Annotated in this window: 17 protein-coding genes and 1 tRNA gene; 14 read left to right on the top strand and 4 right to left on the bottom strand. The window is 31.3% G+C overall.

All coding sequences use genetic code 11. The features are described 5' to 3' along the window. Nucleotides 1-60: 60 nt before the first annotated feature. The 7 genes from WAF17_RS04445 to WAF17_RS04415 all read left to right on the top strand — a co-directional run bounded on the left by WAF17_RS04445 (nucleotide 61) and on the right by WAF17_RS04415 (nucleotide 7,286). Nucleotides 61-1,008 carry a tyrosine-type recombinase/integrase gene (locus WAF17_RS04445; RefSeq protein ID WP_338766752.1) on the top strand — a complete coding sequence of 316 codons (948 nt, stop codon included), beginning with the start codon at nucleotides 61-63 and terminating at the stop codon, nucleotides 1,006-1,008. Nucleotides 1,009-1,067: 59 nt separating this feature from the next. Beyond that, a complete protein-coding gene (locus WAF17_RS04440; protein ID WP_338766750.1) occupies nucleotides 1,068-1,481 on the top strand; it encodes a hypothetical protein in 414 nt (137 codons plus the stop codon). A 120-nt stretch (nucleotides 1,482-1,601) separates the two neighbouring features. After that, the gene (locus WAF17_RS04435; RefSeq protein WP_338766748.1) at nucleotides 1,602-3,020 is read left to right on the top strand and encodes a VapE domain-containing protein; all 1,419 of its coding nucleotides are present in this window, start codon (nucleotides 1,602-1,604) and stop codon (nucleotides 3,018-3,020) included. Nucleotides 3,021-3,646: 626 nt separating this feature from the next. Then, nucleotides 3,647-4,555, top strand: coding sequence for a toprim domain-containing protein (locus WAF17_RS04430; RefSeq protein WP_338766746.1), 909 nt, complete (start codon nucleotides 3,647-3,649; stop codon nucleotides 4,553-4,555). Nucleotides 4,556-4,620: 65 nt separating this feature from the next. After that, entirely contained in the window at nucleotides 4,621-5,874 is a 1,254-nt protein-coding gene (locus WAF17_RS04425) for a hypothetical protein (RefSeq protein ID WP_338766741.1), read from the top strand. 692 nt (nucleotides 5,875-6,566) lie between these two features. Beyond that, nucleotides 6,567-7,013: a hypothetical protein gene (locus WAF17_RS04420; RefSeq protein WP_338766739.1), complete on the top strand. Its 447-nt coding sequence runs from the start codon at nucleotides 6,567-6,569 to the stop codon at nucleotides 7,011-7,013. Nucleotides 7,014-7,025: 12 nt separating this feature from the next. After that, a complete protein-coding gene (locus WAF17_RS04415; RefSeq protein WP_338766737.1) occupies nucleotides 7,026-7,286 on the top strand; it encodes a hypothetical protein in 261 nt (86 codons plus the stop codon). 229 nt (nucleotides 7,287-7,515) lie between these two features. Here the strand turns inward: WAF17_RS04415 and WAF17_RS04410 are convergent. Then, nucleotides 7,516-7,589 (bottom strand) — tRNA-His (locus tag WAF17_RS04410). A 454-nt stretch (nucleotides 7,590-8,043) separates the two neighbouring features. Here WAF17_RS04410 and WAF17_RS04405 point away from each other — a divergent pair. The 5 genes from WAF17_RS04405 to fabG all read left to right on the top strand — a co-directional run bounded on the left by WAF17_RS04405 (nucleotide 8,044) and on the right by fabG (nucleotide 13,551). Continuing rightward, entirely contained in the window at nucleotides 8,044-10,551 is a 2,508-nt protein-coding gene (locus WAF17_RS04405; protein ID WP_338766735.1) for a toll/interleukin-1 receptor domain-containing protein, read from the top strand. Between the two features lie 237 nt (nucleotides 10,552-10,788). Then, nucleotides 10,789-11,649: an inositol monophosphatase family protein gene (locus tag WAF17_RS04400; protein ID WP_338766732.1), complete on the top strand. Its 861-nt coding sequence runs from the start codon at nucleotides 10,789-10,791 to the stop codon at nucleotides 11,647-11,649. Continuing rightward, nucleotides 11,646-12,164 (top strand): hypothetical protein, encoded by a 519-nt coding sequence (locus tag WAF17_RS04395; protein WP_338766730.1) that lies wholly within the window; start codon nucleotides 11,646-11,648, stop codon nucleotides 12,162-12,164. The genes WAF17_RS04400 and WAF17_RS04395 overlap by 4 nt, the downstream gene beginning before the upstream one ends. A 23-nt stretch (nucleotides 12,165-12,187) precedes the next feature. Next, nucleotides 12,188-12,721: a hypothetical protein gene (locus WAF17_RS04390; RefSeq protein WP_338766727.1), complete on the top strand. Its 534-nt coding sequence runs from the start codon at nucleotides 12,188-12,190 to the stop codon at nucleotides 12,719-12,721. An 83-nt stretch (nucleotides 12,722-12,804) separates the two neighbouring features. Beyond that, the gene (gene fabG, locus WAF17_RS04385; RefSeq protein ID WP_338766724.1) at nucleotides 12,805-13,551 is read left to right on the top strand and encodes a 3-oxoacyl-[acyl-carrier-protein] reductase; all 747 of its coding nucleotides are present in this window, start codon (nucleotides 12,805-12,807) and stop codon (nucleotides 13,549-13,551) included. 119 nt (nucleotides 13,552-13,670) lie between these two features. Here fabG and WAF17_RS04380 read toward each other — a convergent pair whose 3' ends face one another. The 3 genes from WAF17_RS04380 to WAF17_RS04370 form a co-directional block, all read right to left on the bottom strand. After that, the gene (locus tag WAF17_RS04380; RefSeq protein WP_338766721.1) at nucleotides 13,671-14,027 is read right to left on the bottom strand and encodes a heavy-metal-associated domain-containing protein; all 357 of its coding nucleotides are present in this window, start codon (nucleotides 14,025-14,027) and stop codon (nucleotides 13,671-13,673) included. An 85-nt stretch (nucleotides 14,028-14,112) separates the two neighbouring features. Further along, a complete protein-coding gene (locus WAF17_RS04375) occupies nucleotides 14,113-16,395 on the bottom strand; it encodes a TonB-dependent receptor (protein ID WP_338766717.1) in 2,283 nt (760 codons plus the stop codon). 94 nt (nucleotides 16,396-16,489) lie between these two features. Next, nucleotides 16,490-16,978, bottom strand: coding sequence for a hypothetical protein (locus WAF17_RS04370; RefSeq protein ID WP_338766714.1), 489 nt, complete (start codon nucleotides 16,976-16,978; stop codon nucleotides 16,490-16,492). A gap of 206 nt (nucleotides 16,979-17,184) precedes the next feature. Here WAF17_RS04370 and WAF17_RS04365 point away from each other — a divergent pair, with 206 nt between their 5' ends. Next, nucleotides 17,185-18,030, top strand: coding sequence for a TerC family protein (locus tag WAF17_RS04365; protein WP_338766712.1), 846 nt, complete (start codon nucleotides 17,185-17,187; stop codon nucleotides 18,028-18,030). A gap of 77 nt (nucleotides 18,031-18,107) precedes the next feature. Then, nucleotides 18,108-18,575 (top strand): IS200/IS605 family transposase, encoded by a 468-nt coding sequence (gene tnpA / locus WAF17_RS04360; protein WP_338766710.1) that lies wholly within the window; start codon nucleotides 18,108-18,110, stop codon nucleotides 18,573-18,575. The last annotated feature ends 113 nt before the right edge of the window (nucleotides 18,576-18,688 follow it).

The raw sequence follows: 18,688 nt of genomic DNA, 5'->3' as shown, positions 1-18,688 counted from the left end.
AGAGTACCATTAAATTTTTACCAAAGGAATCAGTAACCAATTAAACAAAGTTTTCCCACTATGTTAAAACCAATTAAACCAGTCGTAGCATTTCATAAACCTTCAAATTTATATGAAGGTATTGAGGTGTATTTGGCTTACAAAACAAATCTAAACGGCAACCGAACAGATGAGCGTATTAAGTCAATTTCTAATATTATGCTTCTTACTTTGCAAAAATTAGGTATTGACACTCTACCAATAGAGAACGCAACCACAGGCGTTTTATACGAACTTTTGGCAGCTATGAAAAAGGATAGGGGTGTGAGTAATAATCGTTATAATGACTATAGAAACTTCTTACAAAATGCCTTTCATTATTTCTATGAAAAGGAATGGATAAACAGAAACAATGCTTTATCAATCCCAAGGTTACGCAAAGAAAGTACGCAATATCATAAGCCGTACAATGACAAGGAAATCAAAAAAATATATGATTATCTAAGAGAAAACAATGTTTTTCTATTGCGTTTTATTGAGTTTTTCAGATACACAGGATTAAGACCGAATGAAATTAGACAGCTAAGAGTAGGTAATATTGATACTCAAAATTGGCTCATACGTCCCGAAAGTCTAACTATAAAGACACGCATAGAAAGAACGATTGAAATTCCTATTGAATTTATTAAGGAACTCAAAAAATGGAATATTGATAAGTTTCCAAGTTCTTATTATTTGTTTTCTAACCAGTCAAAGGGCATAGGAAAAAAGATAGCCAGTAAAAACACTTTTTGTCATGCATTCAAAAAGGTAAAAGATGCCCTAGAGCTTGATAAGTTTCAAACGCTATATAGTTTCAGAGCTACAACAGCATTAGATGTATATAAAGAGAATAATTATAATCCTCAATGCGTACAGGATTATTTAGGACACACAAATGGAGAATCTACTTATAATTATTTGAGCCGTCCAGATGCACGAGTTTTGAGAAAAAGAAATTTTGTATTCCCTATTCTCAAACGATTTTAAAAAATAGTTTTCCCACTATTCAGTAAATCAATTTTCCCACTTTTTAATAACCAATTATCATGACGTTTTCAGAATTGACAACCGAACAAAAAAACGCTACTGCTCCAGTCTATGTAAGTCTATTGACAGATAAAAATTTATATGGATTTGTGGCCCAAGTTTATGAGCTATGCACTAAGAGCCAAACACAGGGCAGCCCAAAGGAGCAAGAAGTAATTATTAATTTTTACGATTGTGTTAGTACAATCTATCATCTAAAACAAGGACAAGATATAATGTTAGTAGCCACACAAGCAAAAATATACTTGCCTATGTTTTTTGATTTCGTGTGTAGTGATGCCTTAGAAACAGCTTGTAAGCCTTTTGAATACTCTTTAGTGTGGTACAACATTCTGCAAAAGAAGTGCGCTTTTTTGGTTTGTCTTTCAGAAGTAGAAGCAAAGACAAATAAAAAACGAAAGGCAGTAGCATAAGAGCCAATAGAACACAAAAAAACCGTTTAGAAGCGAATCTAAACGGTTTTATACTGTCTTTTGATTGTTCAGAATGACTTATACGCAAATAAATAATTAAATCTAAACAACAGTAAATATATGGAATTAAACGCAGAAAACACAAATATTGTTTCAAATAATGGAACAAATATAACTACTCAAAAGCCTCAAAATGAAGTAGTTAGTAATGATTTTAAAAAGATTTTTGAAGCTCAAATATTAGAGTGTATAAAAAAAGGACAGGATATAGAATTGTCAAAAGCTGAATTGATACCCAAATTTTCTACTATCAATCCGACAACAGCAAAAAACATAATTGAAAGAATGTATAAGGAGAATGAAGTATTTTTTCATTTCTATTCTCTAAACAAAAATGACCAAATCTTGACCTATTTACGCCACTATGAAAAAGGATTAAGGCTTAATTTAATAACTAATGAATTTGATAACAAAGGACGTATTTTGAATGATGCAGACTTGAATACTATTTTAATAGAAGCGCAAAATTTTGGTATTAAAAAATGTTCCAGTAATACGTTTTTTACTATCCTAAACAGTAATTTCATTACAAAATATAATCCTTTTATTGACTTTTTCGAAAAGAATAAAAAGCGAAAACCAACAGGAGTAATAAAGGCTTTTTCAGATTCTATTATTAGTCCTATTGAAGTGAGTAGCAACGGATTAAGCAATGAAGACTATAATTATAGATTTATCAAAAAATGGTTAATAGGTCTTATAGCCAGTGTTTACGGAGGTAAAAGTAATTTATTTTTGATTTTAGTAGGAGGGCAAGGAACAGGAAAAAGTCAGTTCTTTTTGAGAATGCTCCCAAGTGAATTGAAAAATTATTTGATTGAAACTAAATTGGATAATGAAAAAGAAAGTGATTTAGCTCAAAAAATGGGTTCGGCTTTAATCATTTTAGATGATGAAATGGGAGGTAAAAATAAAAGTGATTGGAAGCTATTAAAGGCGTTATCTGATAAAGACACTTTTAGAGTTCGTTTGCCTTATGGTCGTTTGATGCAATCTATCAAGCGAATTGCATCGTTTGCAGGTACTAGTAATGATTATGAATTGTTAGGGGATTTAACAGGAAATAGGCGTTTATTGCCTATTGAAGTGAGTAGCATTGAACACAAAGAATATAACGCAATAGACAAAACGGATTTATTAATGGAAGCCTATCACTGTTTTAAGAATGGAGAAACGCACGAGTTAAACTCAGAAGATAAAGAATTACTAAACCGTTATAGCTACAAATTTCAAATTACGGATTCTATAATGGAAGTTATCGAGGAATGTTTGGAGTTACCAACAGAAGACAATAAAGATAAAATCGTGGATATGACAGCCACAGAACTAGCCAAGTTTTTAGACTTTTACGCACCTACTAAAATTTATCCAACTCAATTAGGGCAACGCCTTCAAAATTTCGGTTTTTGTCAAAAACACGAACGCATCGGAAGGACTACAAAACGCTTTTATTCAGTAATTAAGAAAAAAGGCGATTAAAAAAGCACTATTCAATACCAAAACCTTACAAGTAAAAAAAACATAAAGTTTTAAAAACTACTGTAAACACTGTAACACTGTAAACATTCTCTAAAATAAGGCTTATTGATAGCTTAAAGATAGTTTTTTGTTTACAGTAGAAAAATTAGTGTACTGTAAACACTGTAAACAGTTTAGAAAGCAAAGTTTATTTAAAGAGTTTGAGAGTGTTTTTGTGAAAAGGTGGTTTAAAATTATACTTCATTCGTCAAAAACTATAATCTTTAAATAATAAGGTTTTGAAAGAAAAAAGCATAAAAACTTACTCAAAAAAATCATTCAATTTTAAAACTCTAAAATTTCAATGTAATTTTTTTAGTTAAAATCAATCATCAAAATATTAACATTTAGGCTATTAAATTAACGTTTTACAACTAAATAGGCTTTTAAACATAGTTAAAGAGTGTTTTTACAAAAAGATAGTTTACAGTACCTTAAAATTATACTGTAAACACAAAAACTACTCTTACACTATCAAAAATCAACTTTTTAGTAAATGTTTACAGTGTTACAGTGTTACAGCACTTTTCAAGACTTTTAAAAACGTGTTTTTCAGAAGTAATAAAAAACACAAATTTTATATAATTATGCAAAATAACAGATTTACACCCCAGCAAATAGAGAAAGCTAATAAAACAGATTTGAGAGCTTTATTAGTAGAATTTGGATTTGTCAAACTTTCAAACTCACTTTTTGAAAATCCTTTTCGAACAGAAAAAAGTAGTAACAGCTTTTCAGTATTCAAACATCAAACTCAAAATATTTGGATTGCAAAAGATTTGAGTAGTGGGAGAATTTGGAACGTCATGACGCTCACAATGGAATACAAAAGAAAATCATTTGTAGAAGCCATGTATTTTCTTTTGGCATTCAATAAGGAGTTTGTACAACAACCAAAAGATGATAACTTTTTTCTTTCAAAACCTCATTTCAATCAGCCATTACCAAACCACAAAGAAGCAACCGACAAACAAAAAAACAATCTAAACTACTATCTAAAAAAAGAACGTGGTATTAGTCCATCACTTGCCAAAGAATACATAAAATACCAACAATACGAACTAAAAAATAAATGGTATTACGGTTTGTTTTTCTCAAATGATTCAGAAGGTTATGCAGTCAGAAATAAGAGTTTTAAAGGCAATTTTGGAAAAGCTGATATAAGAACCATTTTATACAAAAATTCTACAACGTGGATAATATTTGAAGGTTTTATCGACTTTCTTTCTGCAATCACTTACTACAAAAAGAATTTTAAAGCAAATATTTTAATTCTGAATTCTACTAGCCACACAGAAAAAGCAAAACAGATACTAAAATCATTAGCAGCTACTAAAATTTTCACTTTCCTAGACAATGATACAGCAGGAAAAGAAGCCACAAACGAACTAAAAAAATTAGCTATTCCATTGTTTGACAAATCCGATACATACAAGGATTATAACGACTTTAATCAATTTCTAACCAGTAGCCAAACAAAAAACGCCCAAGCATAAGCAAAGGCGTTAGTTTGGTCTTAAAACAAAGTTTTCCCACTTTTTAAAAAACCATATACAAAGTTATGCAAAAATTAAGCAAAAACACCACTCCACAGGCTAAAACGCCACAGGAAACACACCAAAACGACGTATTTACAGATACGTTACAGGAAACAGCCAAAAAAGGATATTATTTGGAAGCACAAAAAGAACTCACACCCAAACCATACGCACAAAAAAACAGGAATTTGTATCAATTTTCTAATGGATTTACAAGTGTTTATCATATCGTTAGCTTTCTGTTAGGTATTGCAAGTGTCTATTTGATAGCAAAAGCCTTTCATACAGGAGAATTAACAGCCCTAAAAGTTATTATTTCTAGTTTGATAGGACTTTTACTTATTGGTTTATTGGTAGGTTTGGAAATGCTCAAAAGCCAGTCAGCAATAAACCTATTTATAGCCACTTCAAAAGGAGAAAACGCACCAACAGGCGCAAAATTAGGCTTAGGATTTACTTTTGTATTATCTGTTTTATTTTCTGCCATTGGGGGCGCATTCCTTACCGTAGAAATGAATGATAAAAGTACAATCATTCAAACAGAACTAGCCATACAAACCGACAGTTTGAAAAATATGTACAGCTCCCAATTAGAAGGCTATGAAATGAGTATCAATAGTTCAAAAGAAACTCTAAAAAAATACTCTAAAGGTTGGAGGGCAAACAATGCACGTAAAGACTTGAAAGAAGCCACAGAAGCCAAAAACAACCTTTTAGACAAATTAGATAATAGAATAACATTAGAAAGCAATAAAGCCGTAAAAAACACCTTAGAAAATGCCAAAGAAGGAGCTAACACGGCTTACATAGTTTCTTTTATTGTTTTGTGCTTAGAAATTATTTGTATTATCTGTTATCGTTTTAGATTTATCTATTTGAGAAATACAGAACGTGAAGGAGTAAATTTTGATATTCTGCCAAAAAAGGAAAATCCCACAGCAGACCAACCGAAAAGCGAACCATTGACAGAAATAGCCGAAATACTCAAAACGTTTCTATCACAAACGCAAAGCGTAACGACAGACGTAACGCAAGCCGTACAGCCATACACAATACCAACGGTACAACCTCAAAAAAGTATCGGTTTTCAATTTGGAAAAAAGGACACAACGCAAGCCGTTAAACGCAAGCCGTTAGACGAAGGAAATAGAGAATGTTTGAACTGTAAAGAACCATTCATATATAAAACGTGGAATCATACTTATTGCTCCGAAAAATGCCGTATCACAGCTTGGGAAGCAAAAACAGGTAAGACATTCAGAAAGACAAAAAAATAACTTCTTAGAAAAATAATTTTGTAGGATATGTTGAGATAAAAACCTACTAATAGCCTATACATATACCTACTACATTAAAGGTATATGTATAGGTTTAAATAAGGTTTTTTCAAGGTTTCACTAAGGTTTGTTTTTTTGTAAAATTAGCTCAAAAAGTGCGTTTACAGTCTATTAAGCCATAAAACAACTGACTAACAGGACAAAAACAGCCAAAACCTAAAAATTTATCAAAACAAGGTTTTTTTAAGGTTTTTGGTATTTTTTTGCAAAATTGAAAATCAAAAATGCTCCTCACAAGCTAGAAAAGGCTATTTGTTTTTAAAAAGTGCCTTTACGGTACTGTTAGAAGGTTTTTTGAAGGTTTTGACAAGGTTTTTGAGCCATTCTGATAAAAACGGACAAAATGAAACTAAAAAATAATAGAAAAACGCCTTATACAAGCCGTATATAAGGATTTAATAAGGTTTTTTGAAGGTTTGATAAAAAAGCAAACCATCTCACCCAAAAAAATTAATAAGTGTGCTAAGTGTGAAAATATGCAACTCTATAAAATACCTTTTATGGCTATTGGAACGTATTTTTTGGGCATTGTTGAAAGTGTTGAAAATTGGTAAGTGTGAACAAAGGATTGAAAAACAGTATCTTAAAGTCAAATAATCCGTAAATTAGTAGTATAGAATAATTAAAAAGGTATGTCAAAAAAGGAAGTAGTAAAGGAAAGAAAGTGTTTATCATGTGGAGAGATTTTACCAAGAAAATCAAGGAAAGATAAAAAAACATGTTCGGCTTATTGTAGAAAAAAGCTTAGTATAATTGCCAAGGTAGGTAATACAGATTATCGCAAAAGTGAAGTGTCAAAAGAAGCCAAGGAGCTTTTTAATGATATTGAAAATAAAATAGAATCATTAAGGCATATACAATGGTTAGTTTTAGTAACAGATACCACAGAAAACACCACATCAGAAAACTATAAAGAATTATTCAAAAACTACACAGTTGATGCCATAGAAAGGCTAATCTACAACCTCAAAGGTTTGAGTAATGAGGTTTTGAAAACAATAAATATTTCACAACTTACCGATATTTTAGACGACTTAGACGACAGAGACAATAATTTATATCCAAACAAAAACCAATAATTTTAATACAAAATGGCGAAAAAGAAAGCGCAAACAGTAAACCCAGAAGATGGAGTATTTAACCTTTTCAGAGTAACAGGAGGAGGAAAAAGAGGGCAATATATGAATTTAGAAGATGCCCAAAAAGAGTTCGAAAAACGTGAAAGAGCATTGATAAAAAAAGAGGAAGGTTTCAGCTTGAAACTTTACGGAGCTATCAAAGTAATAGGCGAAAAAACCGAATGGGAGCTACTCCGTGAGGTAACCTACTCCGATGATTCTTTTGAGGACTAGAAAATATGTAAGACGGTTTTTTTAGACTTGCCATAATCTAAAAACAAATTAAGTATAGAGTTTTATTCTATGCTTTTTTTTGTGTCTAAATTTTAAAACCTCAAAGGTTTAGAATCTGTACAAAAAAAACAATAAAAAATATATAAAATAAAAAAAGGCAATTTCTAAATTTTAGAAATTGCCTTTTGTATTTTTCCTTTAAAAAATTTCATTCTAAAAAGAAACTTTGGGCGAACAGTGGGGTTCGAACCCACGACCCTCGGTACCACAAACCGATACTCTAACCAACTGAGCTATGATCGCCATATAAAATTACAGAATTTGAAGTTTGTTTTGCTTATTCGTTCCGTAATTGTGAATGCAAAGGTAAAAGGTTTATCTGAAGTTTGCAAGAGATTGAATTAACTTTTTCTGATTTTTTTGTGAAAATTTTCTCTCAAACTTCAAAGTGAAAATAGAGCTTGAGTGCTATATCTAGATAACTCTTTCATTATCAATGTATAAGTTTAAGATGTCTTTTACTTTTTAGATTCATAAACTCAACTTTCATAAAGTAAAAAAAGTTCATTAAATATTCTATTCTTCAAAAAAAAGTAACTGAGTTTTTATTTTGACCCAAAAAAGCATTATTTTTAAGTGTAAAATCAAGCAAGTTTAGTATCTGAAAAAGTTTTTCTATCTTGCTAAAAGAACATTAAAAAACGACTACTTCAATAACATCCTTCATTCTTATATTACAATACATTGAAATCTCATTATGTCCAATCCTAATTATAAAGATATTTTTATTTCTTATGGAAGAGCTGAAAGCAAGTATTTTGCTTCTCAATTATACGATTTATTGACTGAAAAAGGATATAAAGTGTGGTTCGACCAAAATGATATTCCTCTAGCTGTCGATTTTCAAGACCAAATAGATGAGGGAATAGAAAAATCTGATAATTTTATTTTTGTGATTGCTCCTCATTCTATTCGCTCTCCTTATTGTAAAAAGGAAATTGAATTAGCTGTCAAGTATAGCAAACGAATTATTCCTATTCTTCATATTGAGCCTTCTGGAGATATGATAGAAGAATTTATGAATCCTGCCATAAAAAAAAGAAATTGGATTTATATGAGGGAAAATATGATAGAAGGAAAAGGACAGCACGAGTGGTTAGATATTGATGATAAAAAACAAGGAGAAGAAGGGCTACTTTCTATTTTGGAAAGCCACAAAGAATATGTACGACGTCATACAGAACTTTTGCATACGGCTTTAGAATGGGAAAAACAGTACCGTAATACTCGTTATTTGCCCTTTGGAGACAGACAAACAGAATCCGAACAATGGTTACTTACTGCTTTTAATGATGGACAACCCCCTTGTTTGCCTTCTTCTATTCATTGCGAATTTATTTCAGAAGCTCGTAAAAACTCTGAAAATAGAATGACAGATGCTTTTATCTCTTATGCAGAAGAGGACGAAGAGATTAGAAATAGAGTTTTGCGTTCTTTGTCGCAGTACCTTATTACTACTTGGACGCATCAAATAGACATTCAGGCAGGAGGAGATTTTGATAAAGAAGTAGAAAATGGAATAGAACAGGCTGATAATTTTATTTTCTTCATTACGCACGAATCTATCAAATCTGAATATTGTAAAAAAGAACTTGCACACGCCGTAAAATATAATAAAAGAATTATTCCTTTGCGAATGGATAGTGTTCCTGTTCATGATTTTCCAGTAGAGATTAGAAATTTACAGTTTATTGATTTTACAGATAATAATTACGATTTTATTCCACGTTCAAAGAATGAAAAAACAGATTATGAAAAAGATATAGACGAACTACTAAACGAGATAAACAAAGACAGAGACTATTATCATAAACATAAAATTATTCTTAATAAAGCAATTCGTTGGAAGGAACAAAACCATAATGCCAGTATTTTGCTTAGAGGTCATAATCTTGATGAGGCAAAAATTTGGTTAAAAATAGGACTTCAAAGAGAGACACATTTACCTACCCGTCTTCACGAAGAGTTTGTTAGAGAAAGTGAAGCTAAAAGTGGTCAGCTAAGTACAGAAGTATTTATTTCTTATTCAAGAGCTGATGGAGATTATGCAAGGAGGCTCAATGACGAGCTACAAGAAAATGGAAAAACAACTTGGTTTGACCAAGAAAGTATAGCTTCTGGCGCAAACTTTCAGCAAGAAATTTATAATGGAATTGAAGCTTGTGAGAATTTTGTCTTTATTATTTCTCCTGATTCTGTTAAGTCTCCTTATTGTGAGGGAGAGGTAAAATTTGCTGCTAAATTAGGAAAAAGAATTATTACCATTCTGTATAGAGCAACCGAAACATTTGATATTCCAATGGAATTATCAGATATACAATGGATAAATTTTATTCCCAATCAAGCAACTTTCCACGATGCATTTGCTGAAATGATTCGTACATTAGATACAGACAGAGAGCATGTAAAAGCACACAATCATTGGTATCAAGAAGCACTTCAATGGCAAAGACAAGAAAAAAATGATGACTTTTTGCTTTTTGGAACAGAATATTTTTTAGCACAATCGTGGTACGAAGAAGCAATTCTGAAAAAGAAAAAACCATCGCCAAATGCCCTACAAGCCGAATATTTGGAAGCCTGTAAGCAATCTATTGAAGCAAAAGAGAATGAAAAGAAAGAAGTAGAAGAACAACTACTTAATTTAGAGAAAGCTAGAAATGAAGAGGCAAAGAAAAGAATCGAACGCCAAAAATTATTTCTTGTTATAGCCTCCTTTGCGCTTCTTGTCTCAATGGTTGCTGGTGTGTATGCCTTCATAGAAAAAACAAGTGCAGAGAAGAGTGAAAAAAGAGCTATGGAAAATGAACGGTTAGCCAAACAAAGCGAAGATGAAGCTATTAAAAGTAAAATTGAAGCACAAGAAGCTATTGAAAACCTAAATAGCAAAAACCGACAACTAGAAGATGCACTAGCCCAAATAGATTCTGCTATACAGAAGCAAAGTGTAGCTGTTAAGCAAAGAATAAAAGCTGAATCAATACTAGCTGTGAAAGAAAATAAATTCAAAAAACAAGATTTTGTAAAAGAAAGAACCTTTGTAGAAGATAGAATGAGGTTGCGTGATGAAATCTTGAAAACTAAAAAATCACTACTCAATTATGCTCGGCAGTTAGAGAGTTTGGGAGTTGTTCGTACATCGGTCAGACAGTCTTTAGAAAAGCAAATTGAAGAAGACATAAAAGTATTACTCAAATCCTTATAAATTACGAATTACGACCTGCCAAAGCAGCGAAGCTAATTACAAATTTATTTTTTTAACGACAAGAAATTCAAAACAATGAGTATAGAAATGCAATTTCTCACTAATCACTAATCACTAATCACTAATCACTAATCACTAATCACTAATCACTAATCACTAATCACTAATCACTAATCACTAATCACTAATCACTAATCACTAATCACTAATCACTAATCACTAATCACTAGATAAAATATGGCTACTAACCCATCAGATTCAACCTTTATAGACAAAACTAACCTTGATTTACCTTTTCTAAGAGAAGAAGTGAGCCATTTAGCTGAAAAAGTAGCCGAGTTTATTTACAAAGAAGCACAAGATTTTGATAAAGATGATATTGAAGTAAAAAGCTTTAATAGTTTGGTTTCTTATGTGGACAAAGAAGCAGAAAAAAAAATAGTTGAAGCCCTCAGAGAACTTTTACCACAAGCTGGGATTATTGCAGAAGAAGGTACAGGAACACCAAAAGAAGAAGGCTTCAATTGGATAATTGACCCATTAGACGGGACAACAAATTTTGTTCATGGAATACCTGTCTATTCAATCAGTATTGCTCTTGCCTATACAAAAAGCAACAAAACAGAGCTTTTGGTAGGCATTGTTTATGAAGTAAACCGTAAAGAATGTTTTGCAGCACATCAAAATGGAGGAGCAACTCTAAATGGAAAAAAAATAACTGTTTCTGGAGAAAATGAACTAGGAAAATCATTGATAGCAACAGGTTTTCCTTACGAAGATTTCGAACGAGTAGAAGATTACCTTTCTATGATGGGAACAATGATGAAGGCAGCACACGGACTTAGAAGACTTGGTTCGGCAGCAGTAGATTTGTCTTTTGTGGCAGCAGGACGTTTTGAAGGTTATTTTGAATATAATTTGAATGCTTGGGACGTTGCAGCAGGTACGCTATTAGTAAAAGAAGCTGGAGGAATTGTAAGCGATTTTGAAGGAAATGAAATTGTTGATAATTATGTTTTTGGAAAACAAATAATTGCAGCTACAAATGTTCATTCACAGATTTTAGAATTAGTAAAGGAAGTATTTTTGAAAAAATGATAAATCAAGAAAGAATTACTATTCAACCAAGACAACTCCTAAAACTTATTGGAGTAGGTGTTTTTATGTTTTGGTTTTTGAACTACTTGGATTCTAGCATTAGTGCTACTTTGAAAACGATTTTCATGTATCTTCCTGCTAAATTTAACTTCAATGCCTTAATAGCTTATCCTATTAATGATTTTACAACTTTATGTATTGTATTATTTGTGTTCTTTATGCTTGTGAAAAATATCAAGCAAAATTATGAAAACGAAAATTATCACAAGAAGATGATTGTTTTATTCATAATTGGAATTATTATTTTAGCAATATATTTGGCAGTATCGCCTTCTGCTATAGCTTATTTTTTTATAGAGGTTTTGGATTCTGATATAAATAAAAACTATGGAGAATCTTATGTTCCCTATATAGGACTTGGAACTTATGCTATTACTACTATAATAAAGCTTACTGTTGTAGCTTATGTATTTCTCAAAAATACTAATTTTCAAAATTCTTCTACGTCATTATAAATTTTATTTGAAAAAATAACTTTATGAAAAATCAATCTAAGTTAACTATTGATTTAAAACAAATTCACCAAATTATTGGTGTTGGTGTTTTTTTATGTTTGAATTTGACGATTCTAAATAACTTATTAGAAACTCTGTTCAATTGGATTTCTAATTTTCTTAATATTGGTAGTTTTTATCTATTTGCATTATCACAATATCTTATTTTATCTATTGTCTTATCTCTACTTTATTTTTCTCTGCAAAAAATAAAGGAAGTAATTTCACAAAGAAGTAACTCCTTACAGAGGACACTAATTTTTACGATAATTTCATATGTGGTTTTGTATGTAATTGCTACAGGCTCTCCAATGCTTTATGGTTTTTTTATCTCAGATAATTATAATGGAGAAATAACACCTTACTTCGAAATGAGAAGTCAAAATTATGTTGAGTCTTTATTTGTCTATTATTCTATTTCTATTTTAAAGTTTGTTGTAATGGCGTTTATTTTTCTGAGAGAAAGGAAAAAGGTTAATTTTTATTCAGAAACTTCTAAAGTTTTAGATAAAGACTAATTTTTAACTACTCATTATAATATTTATCGTATTTTTGAAAATTAGAATTACTACAATTTAAAATAAACAACTTAAACTTATTTATGGGATTACTTTCAGGAAAAAATGTATTGATTACGGGTGCTTCTCGTGGCATCGGACGTGCAATGGCAGAGCGTTTTGCAGAAGAAGGCGCAAATGTTGGCTTTACCTATCTTTCTAGTGTAGAAAAAGGCGAGGCACTACAAAAAGAACTTTCAGAAAAAGGAACAACTATAAAAGGCTACCGTTCAGACGCTTCTGATTTTAAGGCTGCTGAAGAACTAATAGGAAACTTTACAAAAGATTTTGGTTCGCTTGATGTTCTTGTCAATAATGCAGGAATAACGAGAGATAATCTGCTGATGAGAATGAGCGAAGACCAATGGGACGAAGTAATGCGAGTAAATTTGAAGTCTGTTTTTAATTTGGTAAAAGCTTCTACTCGTACATTTTTGAAGCAAAAACAAGGTTCAATCATCAATGTAACTTCTGTTGTTGGAATTAAAGGAAATGCAGGACAGGCAAATTATGCAGCGTCAAAAGCTGGAATTATTGGTTTTACAAAATCAATTGCTTTAGAGTTGGGTTCTAGAAATATTCGTTGTAATGCTATTGCCCCTGGTTTTATTGAAACTGAAATGACAGAACAATTAGATGAAAAAATGGTAGCAGAATGGAAAAGTGCAATTCCGTTGCGTCGTGCAGGTTCTTCAAAAGAAGTAGCAGATGTTACGGTTTTCTTAGCTTCAGATTATTCAAAATATGTAACAGGGCAGGTTCTTCAAGTAGATGGTGGAATGCTTACTTGATAATAGAGATTTTCCAATAAATAGGTCAGTCCCAAAGGGCAGACCATCTATAATTTTAGTCTTAAAAAAACCTCATTTAAAATCAATTAAATGAGGTTTTACTTTTTCAGAGACGAAAATTAATGTCCTCCTTTCTGACAACAAGTAGGTAAATCATTGTAAGCTCCTGATTCAGCTTCTACATCATCAGCGTCATAACCTACTGCTGCAATGGCTTTTTTGATAGCATCTGGATTAATTTTTTTAGGATTAAAAACTACTGTTGTTTCTTTTTTATCTACATCAACAGTTACAGATTTGATTCCTTTTTGTTCTGAAAGGCTTGTTTCGATTCTGTCTTTACACATTCCACATTGAATAGTTTCAGTTTTGATAACTACTTCATCACTAGAAGCATTGGCTGCCGAGCTGGAAGCACAACTAGTAAAAGCAAAAGACATAATTAAAGATACAAGCACTAAAATAATTGATTTCATTGTATTAAAATTTAAAGAGTAATTGAATTAAAGAAAAGAGATTTTTAACTGTGCCAATGGTCTTTACCTTGACAATAGTTATTATTTAGAAGTAAAAACGAAGTCCCATATATCCCATTGTTCCCATAATTGGAGCATAGACATTGCTCGTGTCAAAGTTTTCTCCAAACGGATTTTGAGCATTTATGATTGGATTTGGTTGAGAATAATTAGTAAGGTTTTCTCCTCCAATATAAATTTCTAAAGGATGACTAGAGACTTTAAAGTTACGAGTAATTTGTGCATTCATCAAAAAATAAGCAGGACTTTGAGAGCTTTCAATAAGCTGATTATCATTATTTTCATCGTAAGAAGCAGGTAAACGCTGCGAACCAATAAATTGCCCAGTCCAATCAAATGCCCATTTTTTATTTTTAGTTTGGTATTCTAAGTTTGTGAAAAAGCGATTTTTGGCTGTATAAGGAACAGTTACCAACTCATTATTAATTGTCGTCTTGACATCATAGTATTTGTAAGCAAAAACAGCTTCTAAACCTTTTAAAATTTCATATTCTGCTTGAATCTGAAAGCTATTTGCATAAGATTCTCCATTCAGATTATCAAAACGAATTTCAGATGGATTTTCTACATTCAAAACAACTTGATTTTCGAAATCGGTTCTATAAAAATCTAGCGTTACTTTACCTTTTCTACCTGCAATATTAAATCCTTGAACAAAACTAGCTCCTGTGTTCCAAGCAATTTCTGGCTGTAAATCAGAGTTTATAATTAATCTTCTTGAACTAGCAAAGAAACGACTATTTTCTACAATCGGATTGGCTACACGAAAACCACGTCCAGCAGAAGCACGGAAAACGGTATTTTTGGCAGCATTCCATTTTAAGTTTAGACGAGGAGAAACTTGTGTTCCATACAAATTATGAAAATCTGAACGAATACCAGCCACAGCCGTAAAATCTCCATCTCTATTAAATGTATATTCTGCAAAAACGGCAGGGATAGATTCTTCTCTTACAAAATTTAGTTGTTCGTTTTGCTCATTACTATAATCTAAATAATCTTGATAGGTATGATTAAAAACCATACTTACACCACTACGAAGTAAATGTTTTTTAGAAATTGTCCAGTCTAAAATTCCATTGTAGAAAAAATAATCTTCTTCGCCACTATAAAGCTTTCTTCCCCAAACTTGATTTAACTGATGATAATTTGCTGTTATTTGATTTCCAAAACTAACATTATCGCTCAAGAAAAAACCTAATTTTGCCCAACCTTCAATTCTACTTGTATTCATCTGAACTCCGTAAGCATTATTATTTTCAATAGGTTTGGCATTAGATTTTCCATAATTAGTAGTCTGATAATTAAGCTGTCCACCAAAACGATTTTCATCTAAAACACGGATTCCAAATTGAGTTTCGAATTTTTTACCTTCATATTTCCAACGATTTAAGGCATTGATTTGTCTGTATTTTGGTAAATCTAAAAAGCCATCGTTATTTCTATCATTTTCCATCATTGCACCACTAGCGTGTACAAGCGTTGCCGAACTCCATTTAGAATTGATATGATGAATAAGATTTAGATTAGCTTCTAACCTTCCATTTGGATTAAAATAAAGGTTCAGAAGATTTTCATTTTTTTCTTTCTTTTTACTAGGTGAAATGAGCTGTGTATTTATTTGTCCTGTTATAGATTCATAACCATTGACAACCGAACCAGCACCTTTATTGATGTCAATTGCAGAAACCCAAGTTCCTGAAATAAATTGAAGCCCAGAGCGAACATTTAAGCCTCTCATCATCGGCATTCCCTCCACCAAAAGCTGTGAATAAACACCATCAAGTCCCAACATTTTTATCTGACGAGAACCAGTAACTGCATCAGCAGTAGTGGCATCGACAGAAGCATTAGTTTCAAAACTCTCTGAAAGCGTACAACAAGCAGCTTTTTTTAAATCACTACTTGTAATTTTTTCATTCTGATTTACAATGACATCGCCTATGCTAGATGCCACCGTAACAGTTGCTAAAGAAGAAGAATGCAAAGTAACTTCTAAAAAAGATTGATTTTCTGTACAAATGGTATCTGATATATAGCCTGTATAACTGATAATTAAATCATCAGTTTTTTCTATTTTTTTGAGTTTGAAATTACCGTTCTCATCAGTTGTTGTTCCTATTGTTGTTCCTTTCCAAACGATATTGGCAAAAGGTAAGGGGGAGAGAGAATCTGGGTTTGTAGGAGAAATTTCTGAAATTTGTCCTTGTATAAAAGAGTCAGTTTGTGCAGTAACTGAATTAGTAAATGATAAAAATATCAAAACTACTAAAGACAGATTACAACCGATAAAATTATATTTTTTCATTGCTATTGAATTTATTAAGATTTTGTGAAAATAAGAACGCACCAAAACCCTAAGAGTCTTCAAAGACCTTTAGGATTTAATAATGAAGTAATTCTTACAATCGAAAAACTTGAATAAAAACAATGAAAAGTTTGTCTAGCTTCCAGTTGGGAGGAGGAAGGTCAGCAAATTGAAGGATTTGAAAAGTATCAAAAAATGACTTTCCTATAAAGTTTTTGAAATAAATTTGAGAAACAGAAGTAATAGTCGCCACAAAATGACTAAAATCAAAGGTTGTTTTCTCTAAAGAAATAGCTTCAAAATCTGCTTTTTCAAAAGTAGTTTCTGTATCACAACAATCATCTTTTTTATTTTCTGTTTGAATAGAATGATGATTTTTTTCTGTTTCTGTATTTTTGCTTAGTTTGGCTAAATTCTGTGCAGAGATTTCACAACAGCATTTTTTAGCCTTAATAATAGAAGTGTTTGTTTTTCCACTCATTTGACAATAATGCTCAATAATAGGCAGACCCACCGAACCCAAAATGAGTTGGAGAGAAAGCCAAAGGCAAGTAATTGTAATATGGAGTTTTTGGAAAATCAAATATTTGGTTTAGATAATAAAATCACTAAATTAAATTATTTTTTCATTTTGTGTAACAAAGTTATACTATTTATACGTAAAAAATCAACTCAAAGGTTTTATTTTTAGGATTTCTGTATAGCTTTGCACTATATTTATAATCAATTAACAAAATCAAGCCAAAATATTTGATTTTAGCATAACATCAACTAAACTACCTGTTTTTTATGAATTTTGAGTATTTACTGACTGCACAAGGACTTACAAGCCTTTTTATTCTTGCTCTTTTAGAAATCGTTTTAGGAATAGACAATATTATTTTCATCAGTATTATTGCAGGAAAAGTTCCACCAGAAAAACAAAACTCTACTCGTTTGATAGGTTTGGCGATGGCTTTAGTAGTTCGTATTTGTCTTTTATTTGCTATTACGTGGCTTATTGGACTCACAGCAACAGTTTTTGATGCAACAGCATTTATAAATATGTTAGGAATAACGAAAGACTTAGGGGAAGGAGGAAAACTCTCTTGGAAAGATATTATTTTGCTTTTAGGTGGTTTGTTTTTGGTGTATAAAAGTACAACAGAAATTCATGACAAAATGGAGCTTACCGAAGAAGAAGAAACTCCAAAGGTAGGTAGTAATGCTGTTGCAGCAGCTATTTTTCAAATTATTTTAGTAGATATTGTATTTTCATTTGATTCTATTCTTACGGCTGTCGGAATTGTAAAAGAAGTTTCGGTTATGATTGTCGCTGTTATTATTTCTATGATTGTAATGATGATTTTTGCTGGAAAGATTAGCGATTTTATAAATAATAATCCTACTTTCAAGATGCTTGCGCTTTCTTTCTTGATTCTGATTGGTTTTCTTTTAGTTTTGGAATCCTTAGATGTTCATGTCGAAAAATCGTATGTTTATGTAGCGATGGCATTTGCTTGTATTGTAGAAGTTATAAATATGCGTGTTCGTAAAGGAACTCAAAAACATAGAAATATTATTCCCACAGGAGAGTCTGTGCCAGTTCCGTATATGCAAGATGTGAAGGAAGATGAAAAGAATGATAAATTGTAAATTATTAGTTCCATCAAGCTGCGTAGCTGCGTAATATTTGTAGATTAAATTTTATTTTGATTTTAAAAAAAATAATTATGCCAAATGCTTATACACAACTTTATGTTCAGCTTGTTTTTGCTGTAAAGGGAAGAAATAGTTTGATAAAAGAATCATTTAGAGATGAATTGCAAATGTACATTACAGGGATTGTGAAACAAGTAGGACATAAGCCTTTGGCAATTTATTGTATGCCTGACCATTTACATTTGCTTATTGGATTAAATCCTAATTTGACTATTTCAGATTTAGTAAGTGAAATAAAAACATCGTCTAATAAATTTATAAAAGAGAAGAAGTTTGTAAAAACAAAATTTGAATGGCAAAGAGGTTATGGAGCATTTACTTATTCGAAATCTGCTTTGGATAATGTTGTAAATTATATTCTAAATCAGCCTAAACATCATAGAAAAAGAACTTTTAGAGAAGAATATATTTTATTATTAAAGAAGTTTGAGATTGATTATGAGGAGAAATATTTATTTGAATGGGTTGAAGACAAATGATTTTAATATCAAATAAGAATTTCAATATTTCGCAGCTACGCAGCTTTAAGTTTCGTTTTGTTATATTTCTACAAATATTTTGCAGCTACGCAGCTTAAATAAATAATAAAAAT

It is taken from the genome of Bernardetia sp. ABR2-2B, assembly GCF_037126435.1.
Lineage (GTDB): Bacteria > Bacteroidota > Bacteroidia > Cytophagales > Bernardetiaceae > Bernardetia.
Note: the sequence above shows the minus strand (reverse complement) of the source record. Positions and strands in the feature narration are given on the sequence as shown.

Coding starts and splice junctions, on each gene's coding strand:
- WAF17_RS04445 (WP_338766752.1), top strand. CDS start 61: ATGTTAAAACCAATTAAACCAGTCGTAGCATTTCATAAACCTTCAAAT.
- WAF17_RS04440 (WP_338766750.1), top strand. CDS start 1,068: ATGACGTTTTCAGAATTGACAACCGAACAAAAAAACGCTACTGCTCCA.
- WAF17_RS04435 (WP_338766748.1), top strand. CDS start 1,602: ATGGAATTAAACGCAGAAAACACAAATATTGTTTCAAATAATGGAACA.
- WAF17_RS04430 (WP_338766746.1), top strand. CDS start 3,647: ATGCAAAATAACAGATTTACACCCCAGCAAATAGAGAAAGCTAATAAA.
- WAF17_RS04425 (WP_338766741.1), top strand. CDS start 4,621: ATGCAAAAATTAAGCAAAAACACCACTCCACAGGCTAAAACGCCACAG.
- WAF17_RS04420 (WP_338766739.1), top strand. CDS start 6,567: ATGTCAAAAAAGGAAGTAGTAAAGGAAAGAAAGTGTTTATCATGTGGA.
- WAF17_RS04415 (WP_338766737.1), top strand. CDS start 7,026: ATGGCGAAAAAGAAAGCGCAAACAGTAAACCCAGAAGATGGAGTATTT.
- WAF17_RS04405 (WP_338766735.1), top strand. CDS start 8,044: ATGTCCAATCCTAATTATAAAGATATTTTTATTTCTTATGGAAGAGCT.
- WAF17_RS04400 (WP_338766732.1), top strand. CDS start 10,789: ATGGCTACTAACCCATCAGATTCAACCTTTATAGACAAAACTAACCTT.
- WAF17_RS04395 (WP_338766730.1), top strand. CDS start 11,646: ATGATAAATCAAGAAAGAATTACTATTCAACCAAGACAACTCCTAAAA.
- WAF17_RS04390 (WP_338766727.1), top strand. CDS start 12,188: ATGAAAAATCAATCTAAGTTAACTATTGATTTAAAACAAATTCACCAA.
- fabG (WP_338766724.1), top strand. CDS start 12,805: ATGGGATTACTTTCAGGAAAAAATGTATTGATTACGGGTGCTTCTCGT.
- WAF17_RS04380 (WP_338766721.1), bottom strand. CDS start 14,027: ATGAAATCAATTATTTTAGTGCTTGTATCTTTAATTATGTCTTTTGCT.
- WAF17_RS04375 (WP_338766717.1), bottom strand. CDS start 16,395: ATGAAAAAATATAATTTTATCGGTTGTAATCTGTCTTTAGTAGTTTTG.
- WAF17_RS04365 (WP_338766712.1), top strand. CDS start 17,185: ATGAATTTTGAGTATTTACTGACTGCACAAGGACTTACAAGCCTTTTT.
- tnpA (WP_338766710.1), top strand. CDS start 18,108: ATGCCAAATGCTTATACACAACTTTATGTTCAGCTTGTTTTTGCTGTA.